The 13,184-nt window shown below is 64.0% G+C and carries 12 protein-coding genes; 2 read left to right on the plus strand and 10 right to left on the minus strand.

Going from position 1 to position 13,184, the window contains the following annotated elements:
• The first annotated feature begins 113 nt into the window (after window positions 1-113).
• Window positions 114-956 carry a hypothetical protein gene (locus tag LB532_RS01000; RefSeq protein ID WP_140641332.1) on the plus strand — a complete coding sequence of 281 codons (843 nt, stop codon included), beginning with the start codon at window positions 114-116 and terminating at the stop codon, window positions 954-956.
• Between the two features lie 440 nt (window positions 957-1,396).
• On the opposite strand, the gene ftsH is transcribed toward LB532_RS01000, so the two are convergent.
• The 10 genes from ftsH to ybgC form a co-directional block, all read right to left on the minus strand.
• Complete coding sequence (ftsH, locus tag LB532_RS01005; RefSeq protein WP_140493260.1) at window positions 1,397-3,322, minus strand: ATP-dependent zinc metalloprotease FtsH; 1,926 nt, start codon at window positions 3,320-3,322, stop codon at window positions 1,397-1,399.
• A gap of 133 nt (window positions 3,323-3,455) precedes the next feature.
• Complete coding sequence (gene tilS, locus LB532_RS01010) at window positions 3,456-4,814, minus strand: tRNA lysidine(34) synthetase TilS (protein WP_181169426.1); 1,359 nt, start codon at window positions 4,812-4,814, stop codon at window positions 3,456-3,458.
• 58 nt (window positions 4,815-4,872) lie between these two features.
• On the minus strand, window positions 4,873-5,994 hold the full coding sequence (gene ybgF / locus LB532_RS01015) for a tol-pal system protein YbgF (protein ID WP_140641330.1): 1,122 nt from the start codon (window positions 5,992-5,994) through the stop codon (window positions 4,873-4,875).
• Between the two features lie 212 nt (window positions 5,995-6,206).
• Window positions 6,207-6,713, minus strand: coding sequence for a peptidoglycan-associated lipoprotein Pal (gene pal / locus LB532_RS01020; protein WP_140641328.1), 507 nt, complete (start codon window positions 6,711-6,713; stop codon window positions 6,207-6,209).
• Between the two features lie 220 nt (window positions 6,714-6,933).
• Window positions 6,934-7,188, minus strand: coding sequence for a four helix bundle protein (locus LB532_RS01025; RefSeq protein WP_246674452.1), 255 nt, complete (start codon window positions 7,186-7,188; stop codon window positions 6,934-6,936).
• A 163-nt stretch (window positions 7,189-7,351) separates the two neighbouring features.
• Complete coding sequence (tolB, locus tag LB532_RS01030) at window positions 7,352-8,662, minus strand: Tol-Pal system beta propeller repeat protein TolB (protein ID WP_140641326.1); 1,311 nt, start codon at window positions 8,660-8,662, stop codon at window positions 7,352-7,354.
• 41 nt (window positions 8,663-8,703) lie between these two features.
• Window positions 8,704-9,858, minus strand: a complete 1,155-nt coding sequence (locus LB532_RS01035; RefSeq protein WP_140641325.1) for an energy transducer TonB — start codon at window positions 9,856-9,858, stop codon at window positions 8,704-8,706.
• Between the two features lie 7 nt (window positions 9,859-9,865).
• Window positions 9,866-10,318: a protein TolR gene (tolR, locus tag LB532_RS01040; RefSeq protein ID WP_140493239.1), complete on the minus strand. Its 453-nt coding sequence runs from the start codon at window positions 10,316-10,318 to the stop codon at window positions 9,866-9,868.
• 11 nt (window positions 10,319-10,329) lie between these two features.
• Entirely contained in the window at window positions 10,330-11,040 is a 711-nt protein-coding gene (tolQ, locus tag LB532_RS01045) for a protein TolQ (RefSeq protein ID WP_140550852.1), read from the minus strand.
• 268 nt (window positions 11,041-11,308) lie between these two features.
• Complete coding sequence (gene ybgC / locus LB532_RS01050; protein WP_140641323.1) at window positions 11,309-11,779, minus strand: tol-pal system-associated acyl-CoA thioesterase; 471 nt, start codon at window positions 11,777-11,779, stop codon at window positions 11,309-11,311.
• Between the two features lie 57 nt (window positions 11,780-11,836).
• Here ybgC and LB532_RS01055 point away from each other — a divergent pair, with 57 nt between their 5' ends.
• Complete coding sequence (locus LB532_RS01055; protein WP_140641321.1) at window positions 11,837-13,105, plus strand: glycoside hydrolase family 5 protein; 1,269 nt, start codon at window positions 11,837-11,839, stop codon at window positions 13,103-13,105.
• The last annotated feature ends 79 nt before the right edge of the window (window positions 13,106-13,184 follow it).

Consider the following 13,184-nt stretch of genomic DNA (forward strand, 5'->3'; position numbering starts at 1 on the left):
GGCAGAAGCCGGGTTTCGGCGATGTATACGCCACTTAGCATCTGGCGCAACCGACCGTTGAGCGTTATTGATTTGCAGGGACGTATAATGGGCTGCTGCAACGGAGAAACGCCATGCTCATCCACCGACTTGCCACTTTGACCGGCCTTGCGGTCGCGACGCTATTCCTGGCCGCGCCAGCCAACGCGCTGACGATGGCCGAGTGCAGCACGAAGTATAACGCGGCCAAGGACGCAGGGACACTTGCCGGCCAGACCTGGAACCAGTTCCGCAAGGCGCAGTGCGGCACTGATGCCGCCGCGGCGGCCAAGCCCGACGCCAAAGCAGCGGACACCAAGGCGGCCGATACGAAGGCGACCAAGGCTGCGGCCGCCGCCGACGACGACGGAGCGAAAGGCCTGACCGCAAAGGAATGCAGCACCAAATACCAGGCGGCCAAGGCTGCCGGCACGCTCAACGGCATGAAGTGGAACGACTTCCGCAAGAGCGAATGCGGCGCCGGCGCATCCGCTGCCGCCGCCACCAAGCCGGCGACCACCAAGGCGGCAACCACGGCTGCGGCGACCGACAGCGCGGGCAAGGGCCTGAGCATGGCCGACTGCAGCAGCAAGTACCAGGCCGCCAAGACCGCCAATACGCTCAACGGCATGAAGTGGAACGACTTCCGCAAGGCCGAATGCGGCGCCAGCGCGTCGGACGATGACACCGTCCCGGCTCCAACAGAGGCGACCTACACCAAGGAGCCGGCAAAGCCGACTGTCGCTGCGCCGAAGGGCGTGAGTTTCCCGACCGCGATCTCGCCGAAATTCGCCACCGAAACCCCGGCCAAGGCCCGCATGCATACCTGCCTCCAGCAGTACTATGCCAACAAGGACGCCAACACGCTTGGCGGCTTGAAGTGGATCCAGAAGGGCGGCGGCTTCTACAGCCTGTGCAATGCCAAGCTGAAGAGCTGAGCGACAGCACTATTTGAGGAAAGTAAGGCCCGCGAGCCGCAAGGTTCGCGGGCCTTTTCCCATCCGTGCCGTTCGAAAGCGCGCCGTTGGCGACCCCTCCTGGGGGAGATGGCCGGCAGGCCAGAGGGCACGAAGGATCGTTGCCTGCTCCGGCTAGGTTGCCTTGCATTCGCGAAAAGCTGGGCGAGGGTGGCTCGAGGAATCGAACGGCAAGAGAGATCCTCCCGCAGCCGGAAGGCCCAACCTCGATTTGTCGGCGGACGCTGCCCCTCTGAGCTGCCGGGCATCTTCCACGAAGTGGGAAGATTGGCTGTCACGCCGGCTTCCGCCAATCGCCTAACCAACCTTGCAGGCGCAGGCCACGGAGAAACTCGGCAGCCTGCCCAAACAGAAACGCCGCGGTCGAACCGCGGCGTTTCTCAATTTGTTCTTGGCCGGGTTCAGCTCGACGGCTGCGGTTCCATGCCGCCTTCGGGCTCAGGACCCTTTTTGCGGCGGCCCGACTTCGGCACGGCCGAACCACGGCTCGGCGGCGTGTCGTCGCCGAGGTCGCGCGCGGGCTTCTCGCCGGCGATCAGCTGCTTGATCTCGTCGCCCGACAGCGTCTCGTATTCGAGCAGGCCCTGCGCCAGCGCGATCCATTCCTTCTTCTTCTTGGTCAACACCGACCTCGCGGTCGAATAGGCCTCGTCGATCAGGCGGCGCACTTCGGCGTCGATGATCTGCGCGGTTTCTTCCGAGATGTTCTGCGTGCGCGCCACTGAATGCCCGAGGAACACTTCCTCCTGATTGTCGCCATAGGCGACATGGCCGAGCTTGTCCGAGAAGCCCCAGCGCGTGACCATGGCACGCGCCAGCTTGGTCGCCTGCTCGATATCGGAGGAAGCGCCCGACGTGATGTTCTCCTTGCCGAACTTGAACTCCTCGGCGACGCGGCCGCCCATCATGATGGCAAGCCGTGAGATCATGTACTTGTAGCTCATCGAATAGCGGTCGCCTTCCGGCAGCTGCATGACCATGCCGAGCGCGCGGCCGCGCGGGATGATTGTCGCCTTGTGCAGCGGATCGGCCGACGGCACGTTGAGCGCCAGTATGGCGTGGCCGGCCTCGTGATAGGCGGTCAACTCCTTCTCGGCCTGGGTCATCGCCGAGGAGCGGCGCTCGGCGCCCATCATGATCTTGTCCTTGGCGTCCTCGAACTCGGCCATGGTGACGAGGCGCTTGTTGCGCCGCGCCGCCATCAGGGCGGCTTCGTTGACGAGGTTCATCAGATCGGCGCCGGAAAAGCCCGGCGTGCCGCGGGAGACGACCTTGAGGTCGACATTGGGCGCCAGCGGCACGTTGCGCACATGCACTTTCAGGATCTTCTCGCGTCCCACGATGTCGGGGTTCGGCACCACCACCTGGCGGTCGAAACGGCCGGGCCTCAGCAGCGCCGGGTCGAGCACGTCGGGCCGGTTGGTGGCGGCGATCAGGATGATGCTTTCGTTGGACTCGAAGCCGTCCATCTCGACCAGCAGCTGATTCAGCGTCTGCTCGCGCTCGTCATTGCCGCCGCCGAGGCCGGCGCCGCGATGGCGGCCGACCGCGTCGATTTCGTCGATGAAGATGATGCAGGGCGCGTTCTTCTTGGCCTGGTCGAACATGTCGCGCACACGGGATGCGCCGACGCCGACGAACATCTCGACGAAGTCCGAACCCGAAATGGTGAAGAACGGCACGTTGGCCTCGCCGGCAACCGAGCGGGCGAGCAGCGTCTTGCCGGTTCCCGGAGGGCCGACCAAGAGCACGCCGCGCGGGATCTTGCCGCCGAGCCGCTGGAATTTCTGCGGATCGCGCAGGAACTCGACGATTTCCTCCAGGTCTTCCTTGGCCTCGTCGACGCCGGCGACGTCCTGGAAGGTGACGCGGCCATGCGCCTCGGTCAGAAGCTTGGCCTTCGACTTGCCGAAGCCCATGGCGCGGCCGGAGCCGGACTGCATCTGGCGCATGAAGAATATCCATACGCCGAGGATCAGGATCATCGGCAGCCACGAGATCAGGTAACCGAACAGCGAGTTTGAACCGTCGGTCTCTGGCCGCGCATTGATGGTGACGTTTTTGTCCTGCAGTCGCGAAACCAGCGACGGATCGCCGGGCGAATAGGTCTGGAAGCCGCTCGAATTGTCGGTGTAGGTGCCGGAGATGCGGGCGCCTGCGATGGTCACCGTCTTGACCCGGCCCGCCGCGACATCCTGCAGGAACTGCGAATAAGGCACATCGCTCGAAGCCCCACGCGTCTGCGGCGTCTGGAACAGATTGAAGAGGGCGATGAGCAGGACCGCTATGATCGCCCAGAGCGCGAGGTTGCGATAGTTCGGATTCATCAATTGTCCCGTTGGCGTCCGCGGGCGGACACGCGTCGTGAGAGGAAACTTGAGCCTAACATAGGGAGAGCGCCCCCCCTTGCCAAGCAGAACAGCACGTCTGGGTTAAGCTTTCGCCCACGACCGACCGGCGCTATGGCCGGTTGAAAGGCGCGGCGGGAAGCGCCGGTGCGCCGATCAATTCGGCGACGGCCCGCGCTGGCGCCAGGTCGAAGGACGGCAGGAAGCGGGCAAAGGGGGCGACGACGGCCTGTGCCGTGAACCCCCGCGATGCCTGCCCACCTTGAGGCAGGCCAAGGTTTTCAACGGCCTGCCGCGATGCCGGCTCGCAGGCCAGCGCGGCGCGCACGAGGCTGCGCGGCGTCTCGCCTTCCGCGATTGCCAGACGCTTCACCGCCGCTGCCCCGAACGGCGCGATCAACAATGCACTGCCGCCGTCGTCCAACGTGATGTTCCGGCGGCTGTCCCAGAGCAGCCCGCCGGTGGCCGCGACCACAGGCGGCAAGCCTCGCGTCTCGCGGTGCAGAAAGATGCCGGCGCGCCTGGAATCGACCACCGTCCGCGACAATGTGGCGCAAAGAAATCCAGCCTTCAGCCCACCGAACAGCGCCTCGCATCGCGCCTGGTCCGGCAGAAACTCAACGCCCCCGCTTGTGGCAAGGAGGATGCGCAGCGCATAGACGGCCGCCGGATCGTCGCCGGCCGAAAGCAGGGTCGGATCGAGGCGGACAAGACCCGGCACCGGCAGGCTGGCGAAGCGCGCGATCAAATCCGCGGCGCGGACGCCAAGCCGGCTGCGCGCCTCGCTCTCGCGCGCCGCCAGCGTCAATGCGTCATCGATGCGCTGCGCGCCGTCCGCGCCGGCCAGTGCCGCCCGCATGCGCGGTCGCTCGAAGGTCGCGTCGGCGTTGGTCGGGTCCTCGGCCCAGCCGACATGCTTGCGCCGCAGGAAGTCGCGCAGGGCCGCGCGCCGAATGCCAAGGAGCGGCCGCACGATCCATTCGTGCCAGTCGTGCAAGGTGGCCGGCGCCATGCCGGCAAGGCCGCGCCCTTCCTCGCGGGCGCCCTTGCCTCGGACTAGCCGCATCAGCACCGTCTCGGCCTGGTCGTCCGCTGTATGACCGGTCACGATCAGGCCGAGGCCTTCCGCCCGCGCCGCATCGGCCAGCAGCCGATAACGCGCCTCCCGCGCGGCGGCCGGCAGCCCGGTCGACGGCTTGCGTCCGGACCAGGCGACGATGCGGTGCGCGATGGCGTGCGCGGCGCAAAGCCTGGCCACCGCCTCCGCTTCGGCCGCCGCGCCCTGCCGCAAACCGTGGTCGATCGTCACCGCCAGCAGCTTCGCGGACGGCGCGGTTCGGTCGAGATGTCGTTTGAGAAGGAGAAGCAGGGCGGTCGAGTCGCTGCCGCCGGATACGGCCGCAACGGCGCCGCTGGTAAAGTCGATGTGCGAAAAAAGGTCTTTCGAAAGATCAGGCTCGGTGTCGAGCATCAATGCATGTCGCCCGAACGCGGCTCCGAGGGCAAGGCAACGGCAGGCAGGAGAAGGGCTAGCACGCCGCCAGGGCCTTTTCCTGCTTCACACGCTCCTTGAGCGTGTTGGAAATGTCGGGGTAGCGCTTGCCGACCTCGCTGAAGGTGGCGCAGGCCACGTCGTGCTGCTTCAGGCCGACCAGCGACACGCCGAGCTTCAGCAGCATGTCAGGGGCCTTCTTGGCCTTGGGATAGTCCTTGCTGGCGGCGAGGAAGACCTCCGCGGCATCGCGGTATTTCTGCTGGCCAAGCAGCGATTCGCCCAGCCAATAGTGCGCATCCGCCGTTTTGGCGTCACGGGGAAAACGCGCGATGTGGTCGCGAAAACCCTGTTCGGCGGTGCCGTAGTCGCCCGACAGGATGAACTGGTAGGAGTTGCGGTAGAGCTCCTCGGGATCGTTCGTGGAAGGCAGCGCCGCAACCACCGTGCCGTCGGACTTGCCCCCCTTCGCCGGAGCGCCGGTGGCTGGAGCGACATCCTGCGCCGGCGCGGTCGCCTGCGTGCTGCCGCCGGCATCGACCACATTGCCGTTCTTGTCGACGGTGATGCTGCCGAAGGTCTTTTCGGGCGCTCCCGTTCCGGGGATCACCTTGCCCGGATCGCCGTTGGAGGATTCGACGATGACGTCCTCGACGCTCTGGCCGCCGCCAGCCGACTGGCCGGCCGCCGCCTGACTACCGGCGTCGGCGGGCGGTTGCGCGGCCGGCGCCTCGGCCACGCTGCTGTCGCCGTCTGCGGGCGCGGCCTGCGACTTCTTCGGTCCGGCCGGCTGCTGCGCGCCTTGCGTGCCGCCTTCGAGCTGCTGGAAGCGGAACTCGTTGTCTTCCTGCTGTTTGCGGATCTGCTCCTGCATCTGCAGGATCTGGAAGTTGAGCTCCTCGATCTTGCCGTTCATCTGGCGTAGCTGGTCCTCGAGCCCGGTGGCGCCTGTGCCGGTCGACTGCTGCGCGAACTGAACCTGGTCCGACTTCTTCTTTTCGCCGAAAATGCCAGGCAACTCGATGCTGGGCAGATGGAAGGAAAAGCCGCTGTCGGCTGGCTGTCCCGTGCCATCAGTCCCTAAGCCACCCGCCATCGCGGTGACGCCTGAAAGGAGCAGCAGCGCAAGCGTGCCGCTCAGAACTGATCTCAAATGCATATGCCTCTCGCCGTGTCGTTAGCTTGTTCGCGCCTTCCAATCGGTATGGGACCAGCCAAGCGCCCTCGGCTCATAGCAGGACGCGAGACTTCGGCCAAATTTTGTTTGAAGGGGCCAAACATGAAAAAGGCGGCCTTTCAGCCGCCTTTCGCAAACCTGTGTTGCATTTTTGCCGGTCGTGTTTTTCGCGTGTCGCTCGAGGCGCGAAAATGTCAGGAACCGGCGCCGCTGAGCGTGGTGACCGCGCGGCGGTTCTGCGACCAGCAGGAGATGTCGTCGCACACCGCGACCGGCCGTTCCTTGCCGTAGGAAATGGTCTTCAGGCGGTTGGCGGAGACGCCCTTGGAGACCAGGAAGTCGCGCGTTGCGGCGGCGCGGCGGGCACCGAGCGCCAGATTGTATTCGCGCGTACCGCGTTCGTCGGCATGGCCTTCGACGACGATCGCATACTGCTTGTACTGGTTCAGCCACTGCGCCTGGCGCGACAGCGTCGTCTGAGCATCGGCGCGGATCGAGGAGGAGTCCGTGTCGAAGAAGATGCGGTCGCCGATATTGACGGTGAAGTCCTGCGCCGATCCAGGCGTTGCGGCACCGGCGCCGTTGAGGCCGAGATCGGCAGCGCTGTTGGGCGTCTTCTTCGAGGCGCAGCCGGTGATGGCAAGTGCTGCCACCAGCGCGATCATGGCCGGGTTTCTGGTAAGTGCTGCGATACGGCCCATGCCGCCTCTCCTTCGCATTCGAGTGATTTCGTTGATCACCCAGTAACCACGTTTGGGTTAACCGGCATTCAAGAAACACAGTTAAAATTTGGTTTAGGGCTGCCCGTCCGCAGCCTTTCATCCGGGTCACAGTTGGCGCGGACCCTAGGCGGAAATGCGGCCAAAACGCGACAAAGGGGTGGAAATGGAGAATTGAGGAATTCAAGAAATGAGGAAAGGGTCATTTCAACTTCTTCCTGAGATTCACCAGCATTCCATAGATATGGACATAGGATTGCCGCCATTCATCGCGCTGCGCGTGCGTGATGTAGCCAAGGTCGAACGCATACGAAATCCATGTCTCTACTTCGCTGCATGATCCCATGGCCATCGAAATGAAACGCGCAAATTCGGGCCTGGAATGGGTCTGTTTGGCGAATCCTTCAGCCAGATTGGCACAGATCGCCTTGCTGGATCGCCGCATTTGGTCAGCCAACGCGTATTGTTCCATTTTCGGAAAAACAAGCGTGGCGTTGTGTGGACGTCAAGGGAAACCGCATAAGCGTGCCTATACACATCCAAATCCTTCGCGCGCTTGATGTAGCCCGCTTCTCTCTCCATCCCTCAATTCTTCATTTTCTTCATTTCTCCAATTCCTCTCACTCCAGCAGCGGCGACCAGGCCGGATCGGAGGCAAAGTTCGCGGTCGGGATCGACTGCTCGTTGCGGCCGGTGAGATCGACAGAAACCAGTTTCGGGCCGCCGGCGGAATCGCGGAAGAACATCAGCACGCGGCCGTTCGGCGCCCAGGTCGGTCCTTCCTGCTGGAAGCCGGACGACAGGATGCGCTCGCCCGAACCGTCGGTCTTCATGACGCCGATCTGGAATTCGCCGCCGGTCTGCTTGGTGAAGGCGATGAGATCGCCGCGCGGCGACCACACCGGCGTCGAATAGACCCCGTCGCCGAAGGAGATGCGGGTCTGGCCCGAACCGTCGGCGCCCATCACATAGATCTGCGCGCGGCCGCCGCGGTCGGAGGTGAACACCACCTTGCTGCCGTCTGGCGAATAGGAAGGCGAAGTGTCGATGGCGGTCGAGTTGGTGAGCCGGGTCGTCGAGCGGCTCCTGAGGTCCATGGCGAAGATGTTGGAATTGCCGTCGTCGCGCAGCAGGCTCATGATCACCTTCTGCCCATCCGGCGAAAAGCGCGGCGCAAACGTCATGCCCGGAAAATTGCCGACCAGTTCGCGCTGGCCGGTCTCGATCTGCAGGAGATACACCCGCGGCTGGCCGCTCTCATAGGACATGTAGGTAATTTCCTGCCGGTTCGGCGAGAAGCGCGGCGTCAAGACGATCGCCCTGCCGTCCGAGAGATAGCGCACATTGGCACCGTCCTGGTCCATGATGGCGAGGCGCTTCTTGCGCGCGTTCTTGGCGCCGGACTCGTCGATGAAAACGACGCGCGTGTCGAAATAACCCTTCTCGCCGGTCAGCCGCTCGTAGATGGCGTCGGCGATGATGTGAGCGACGCGCCGTTGATTGGCGTCGTTGGCGAAGAACTGTTCGCCCGACATCTGCTGTCCCGCGAACGTGTCCCACAGCCGATACTGCGCGCGGATGCGCCCGTCGGCCTCCTTGCTGACGCTGCCAGTGACCAGCGCCTGGGCATTGATCACCTTCCAGTCGTCAAAGCGAGGCGCTGCGTCAGGATTGGCGATCTTCTCGATGAAGGCGCTTTTGTCGATCGGTGCGAACAGGCCCGAGCGCTTCAGGTCGGCGGTGACGATGCCGGAAATCTGCGCGCCAAGCCCATCGCCCGACTGGAAATCGGTGATGGCGATCGGCAGCGGCTCGACATTGCCCTTGTTGACGTTGATTTCGACGAGCGCCCACGCAGGCATGACGGCGCCGGCCATCGAGCCCAGCGCTACTATCGCGACCATCAGGAGCGGCTTGAGGATGAATTTCATGTCTTCTCGCTTCTCTTCACTGATTCTGCGGAGGGCAGGCCTCAAAGGCCAAGCATTTCCCTCGGATCGAAAGTGACACGGACCTGGGCCCAGATGTCCTGTTTGCCCGCCGGAACCTGAAGGCCGGCCATGTTGCATTTCTGAACCGCACGCACGGCGCTTTCATCGAACTGGCGATTCCCGCTCGATTTCTCGACGGTGGGCCGGCCATCCAGCTTGCCCGAGGGGTCGAGGTTGAACATGACCACGGCGACGAAATTCTCCGAGCCCTCCAGCCCCGCCGGCAATGTCCAGCAACCGCCAAGCTGATCCGACAGGGCGCCCAGTTCTGATCTCGACAGCTTCTGACCCTGGTCCTTCTCGCCGCCGAGCGAAGCCTGCTGTGTCGAACGCTTGGCGCCGCCGCCGGAGGGCTTCTGCTTGTCCAGCAGGGCCGAGATCTCGTCGGAATTGAACTGCTTGTCGTCCGACTTCGGCTTGGATGAAGCTTCCTTGACCGGCTTGTCGGCGTCCTTGCGCTCCGGCGCCTTGGCGCTTTCGGCCTGTGCCGGCTGCGGCTTCGGCCGCGCCTGCGGCGCGGGCGCGGAGTCCGGCAGCTGGGCATCGTCAGGCTGGTCCTTGGCGATTGCCTGGGCGACCGCGTCCGGCTTCACCTCGGGCGTCGGCTCGATGGCCGCGGTCTTGTCCTGTGGCGGTGCGGGCGTCGGCTCCTTGGCTGGCGCCGGCTTCGGCTCGGTCTGCTTGACCGGCTCGGGCTTGACCTCTTCCTTGGGCTGCGGCGCGGGAGCCACTTCCGTGGCCGGCGTCGGCTTGGGCTTTTCCTGCGGCTTCGGCACGTCCTCGGTCTTCGGCTTTTCGATCGGCGTTGGCGCCGGCGGCGGAGCCGACGTCATGTCGACCGGCTTCGGCTTGGCCTCGGGCGTTACCGGCTTGTCGGTATCGACGCTGTTCTCGCCGACCTTCTGCGCATCCGCCACCACATCGGGACGCTGCGTGGGCAAGGGAGCCGGCTTTTCATGCACCACCGATTTCTTGTCGCCCTGCAGCACCTGGGCAGTGGCTTCGATCGGAACGATGTCGACAGCGACCGACTCGACGTCGGCCGACGGAAGCGCGGCCGGTGCCGACAGCGTGAACAGGCCGAAGCCAATCAGCGCCGCATGCATGATCACCGATGTGGTGAGGCCGGTCCTCATAGTGGGTCTATTGATCCTGTTCCTGCAGTGAAACCAGGCCGATATTCTTGTAGCCGGCGGCCGAAATGCGGGCCATCACCTTCATCGCCGTGCCGTAGTCGGTGGACTTGTCGCCGCGGATGAAGATGCGCTCGTCATAGCCGGTCTTCGAGATCGCCTGCAGCTTCGCCACCAATTCCTCGATCGGGATTTCGGTTTCCTGGAGATAGATCTGACCGGCGGCATTGATCGAAACGGTGATCGGCTGCGTGTCGGCATTCATCGCCTTGGCCTGCGTGTCCGGCAGATCGATCGGCACGCCGACCGTCAACAGCGGCGCCGCGACCATGAAGATGATCAACAGCACCAGCATCACGTCGACCATCGGCGTGACGTTGATTTCCGCGATGAGGCCATGATGGCGGCCGCGCCGCCTGTGGCCGCGCCCGCCGCGTCCAGCCATGCCTACGGACATTCCCATCGGCTTACTCCTCAGGCCTTCGGCGCTACTTTTTCATCGATTTGGCGCGAGAGTATGGCGGAGAACTCGTCGGAGAACCCTTCCATGCGCACCGCGATCTTGCTCGCATCCGATGACAGCTTGTTGTAGGCGATGACAGCCGGAATGGCGGCGAGCAGGCCGATGGCGGTCGCCAGCAGCGCCTCGGCGATGCCGGGCGCGACCACCGACAAGCTGGTGTTCTTGGAGCCGGCGATCGCCTGGAACGACGTCATGATGCCGATGACGGTGCCGAACAGGCCGATGAACGGGGCCGCCGAGCCGGTGGTGGCGAGGAAGCCGAGGCGGCCTTCGAGCTTCTCCATCTCGCGGGTCAGCGCCAGGTCCATTGCCTTGTCGATGCGGGTTTGTAAGCCGAGTGGCGACTTGGCGCCCTTCTCGAAACTCTTCTTCCACTCGCGCATGGCGGCGACGAAGATGGCGCCCATGCCCGATGTCTTGCGGTCGGCAAGCGTGCGGTAAAGCTCCTCCAGCGACTGCCCCGACCAGAATACCTGCTCGAACCGGTTCAGCGCCAGCCGCATGCGGGCATAGGATACGAGCTTGTCGACGATGATTGCCCAGGTCCAGACCGAGGCGCAGAGCAGACCGATCATGACAAGCTTGACCACCCAGCTGGCCTGCATGAACAGCGCCCAAATCGATAATTGCGCGCCCGGTTCGGCGAGTGCGATATTTTCCATCGTAACGTCCTTAAGATTTCCGGGCGAAGCTGGCGGCTGGCCCCTGGCATCCCTTGTGGTCGGTTCGCACGAAGCTACCGGAACAACCCCAAAACGTGCCTTTCGCGGCCTTTTCGGGGCAAATGTTGGTGAAAGGAAGGCGCCGTATAGCGCCAATCTTCACCAATCTCTTCATGAACCGTTATGGTTAAGGATGGGTTAGTCGATCAGGCGCGGCGCATCGCCGCGCTTCAAGCCGGCGCCGGCGATACCAACGGCGCCGACCCTTTTAGCCCGCCTTAGGCATGAACGCTGCGATCCACTCCCTGGGGAAGCGGCGTGGCCGGCCGTTCTCGCCGATGATCGCCGCCTCCACCCTGGCCTCGACCAGCACCTCGTCGCCGCGCTTGAGCTGCTGGGCCATGAAGATGCGCGCGCCGGAAATTTCCTCGGTCCGGGTGTCGATCGTCAGGATGTCGTCCATGCGGGCCGGGATGCGGAAGTCGATCTCCATGCGACGCACCACCCAGACAATTCTTTCGCCATGCTTGCCATCGGCAAGTTCGGTGTGGTGCACCCCGCTCAGCCTCAGATAGTCGGAGCGGCCGCGCTCAAGGAATTCGAGATAGCGGGCGTGGTAGACGACACCGGAGAAATCGGTGTCGGCATAGTAGACCCGCGCCATCAGCCGGTGGCCGAACGGCGTCAGCGCACCGGAAATCCCCGCCAGCAAGGTCGCGGATTCACCATGATCGTCCATTGCGCTTCCTTTTTCAGTCGCGGCAAGGCACCTGTGCCGCGCGTGACATGGCATCGGATGGCACTGTTGACGGCGATGATCAAGACCTTGGCGACGGCGCTGCTCGTGGTGATGGCTCTGTTCGTCGTGATGGCTCTGGCCGAGCCGGGCCAGGCCGCGGCCTTCTCCATGAAGCGCGGGCTCAATCTCGACCAGTGGGTGACCTGGCCAGGCGAAGACCAGTGGGGCGACGCCAAGGCCATCCTGCCTTACCCGGAATGGCGCAAATTTCTCAAGGACGACGATCTCGAGGCTTTGAAGGATGCAGGCTTCGATTTCCTGCGCATGCCGGTCGATCCTTCGCCCTTCCTTTCCGAAAACACGATGGCCTTGCGCGACGATCTCTATGCCAGCGTGCTGGACTCTGTCCGCATGATCAACCGCGCCGGCTTGAAGGTTGTCGTCGACATGCATCTGATCCCCGCCGGCGGCGGGCGCAAGATCGGCATGGCCGAGGTGATGAACAACCCGGTGACATTCGATGCCTATGTCGAGATGGTGCGCAAGATGGCGCACACGCTCGCCGGGGAAGATCCGGCGCAAGTGGCTTTCGAACCGATGAACGAACCGATCGTCGACTGCGACGCCGACGGCACCAGCCTGTGGCCGCAACGCCAGCAGAGATTGTTCGCCGCGGCGCGCTCTTCGGCGACGAGATTGACGCTTGTTCTGACCGGGGCCTGCTATTCCGCGGCGTCGTCGCTGGAAAAAATCGATCCGAAGGCGATTCCGGACGACAACGTCATCTGGAGCTTTCATTCCTACGATCCGTTCCTGCTTACCCATCAGGGCGCGACCTGGGCCGGCGATTTCATTCCCTATGTGACTGGCCTGCCCTACCCGCTGACCGCGGTGCCGCGGGCTGAGCTCGACGTCACGCTCGACACCATCCGCGCCAGGATCAAGGCCGAGGCGCCCTGGGCGCGGCAGGGCGGGCTGCTTGCCTATCTCGACGAGCAGGTCGCCAGCATGGACACCGACGCTAAGCTGCTTGGTCTCATGGACGCCCCGTTCAAGGCCGTAGATGCCTGGACGAAGGCCAACGGCATCAAGCCGGAAAACGTCACGCTGGGCGAGTTCGGCATGATCCGCCAGGAATACGGCAATTCCCATGTGATGCCGGCCGGATATCGCGCCGCCTATGTCCGGGACATGATCGCGCGCGCCGAGGCGCATGGCTTCTCCTGGTCGGTGTGGAGTTACGGCGGCGCTTTCGGCATCGTCGATGCTTTCAACGGCGAAAAGGCCGAACCCGATGTGCTGGACGTGATCCGGTCGCTTCACTGAGCGCCATTGCTCAACGCGCCGGGACCGATCAGCAAGATCTCCGGTCGCACGCCGCAAAGCGGTTGCGGACGCTCGATCG

It is taken from the genome of Mesorhizobium sp. ESP-6-2 (assembly GCF_020164675.1).
Lineage (GTDB): Bacteria > Pseudomonadota > Alphaproteobacteria > Rhizobiales > Rhizobiaceae > Mesorhizobium.

Excerpts from the sequence above, each read along its gene's own strand:
- pal (WP_140641328.1), bottom strand. The coding sequence starts at position 6,713 with ATGGGCCGTATCGCAGCACTTACCAGAAACCCGGCCATGATCGCGCTG.
- tolB (WP_140641326.1), bottom strand. The coding sequence starts at position 8,662 with ATGAAATTCATCCTCAAGCCGCTCCTGATGGTCGCGATAGTAGCGCTG.
- LB532_RS01000 (WP_140641332.1), top strand. The coding sequence starts at position 114 with ATGCTCATCCACCGACTTGCCACTTTGACCGGCCTTGCGGTCGCGACG.
- ftsH (WP_140493260.1), bottom strand. The coding sequence starts at position 3,322 with ATGAATCCGAACTATCGCAACCTCGCGCTCTGGGCGATCATAGCGGTC.
- LB532_RS01055 (WP_140641321.1), top strand. The coding sequence starts at position 11,837 with ATGGCACTGTTGACGGCGATGATCAAGACCTTGGCGACGGCGCTGCTC.
- ybgC (WP_140641323.1), bottom strand. The coding sequence starts at position 11,779 with ATGGACGATCATGGTGAATCCGCGACCTTGCTGGCGGGGATTTCCGGT.
- tolR (WP_140493239.1), bottom strand. The coding sequence starts at position 10,318 with ATGGGAATGTCCGTAGGCATGGCTGGACGCGGCGGGCGCGGCCACAGG.
- tilS (WP_181169426.1), bottom strand. The coding sequence starts at position 4,814 with ATGCTCGACACCGAGCCTGATCTTTCGAAAGACCTTTTTTCGCACATC.
- ybgF (WP_140641330.1), bottom strand. The coding sequence starts at position 5,994 with ATGCATTTGAGATCAGTTCTGAGCGGCACGCTTGCGCTGCTGCTCCTT.
- LB532_RS01035 (WP_140641325.1), bottom strand. The coding sequence starts at position 9,858 with ATGAGGACCGGCCTCACCACATCGGTGATCATGCATGCGGCGCTGATT.
- tolQ (WP_140550852.1), bottom strand. The coding sequence starts at position 11,040 with ATGGAAAATATCGCACTCGCCGAACCGGGCGCGCAATTATCGATTTGG.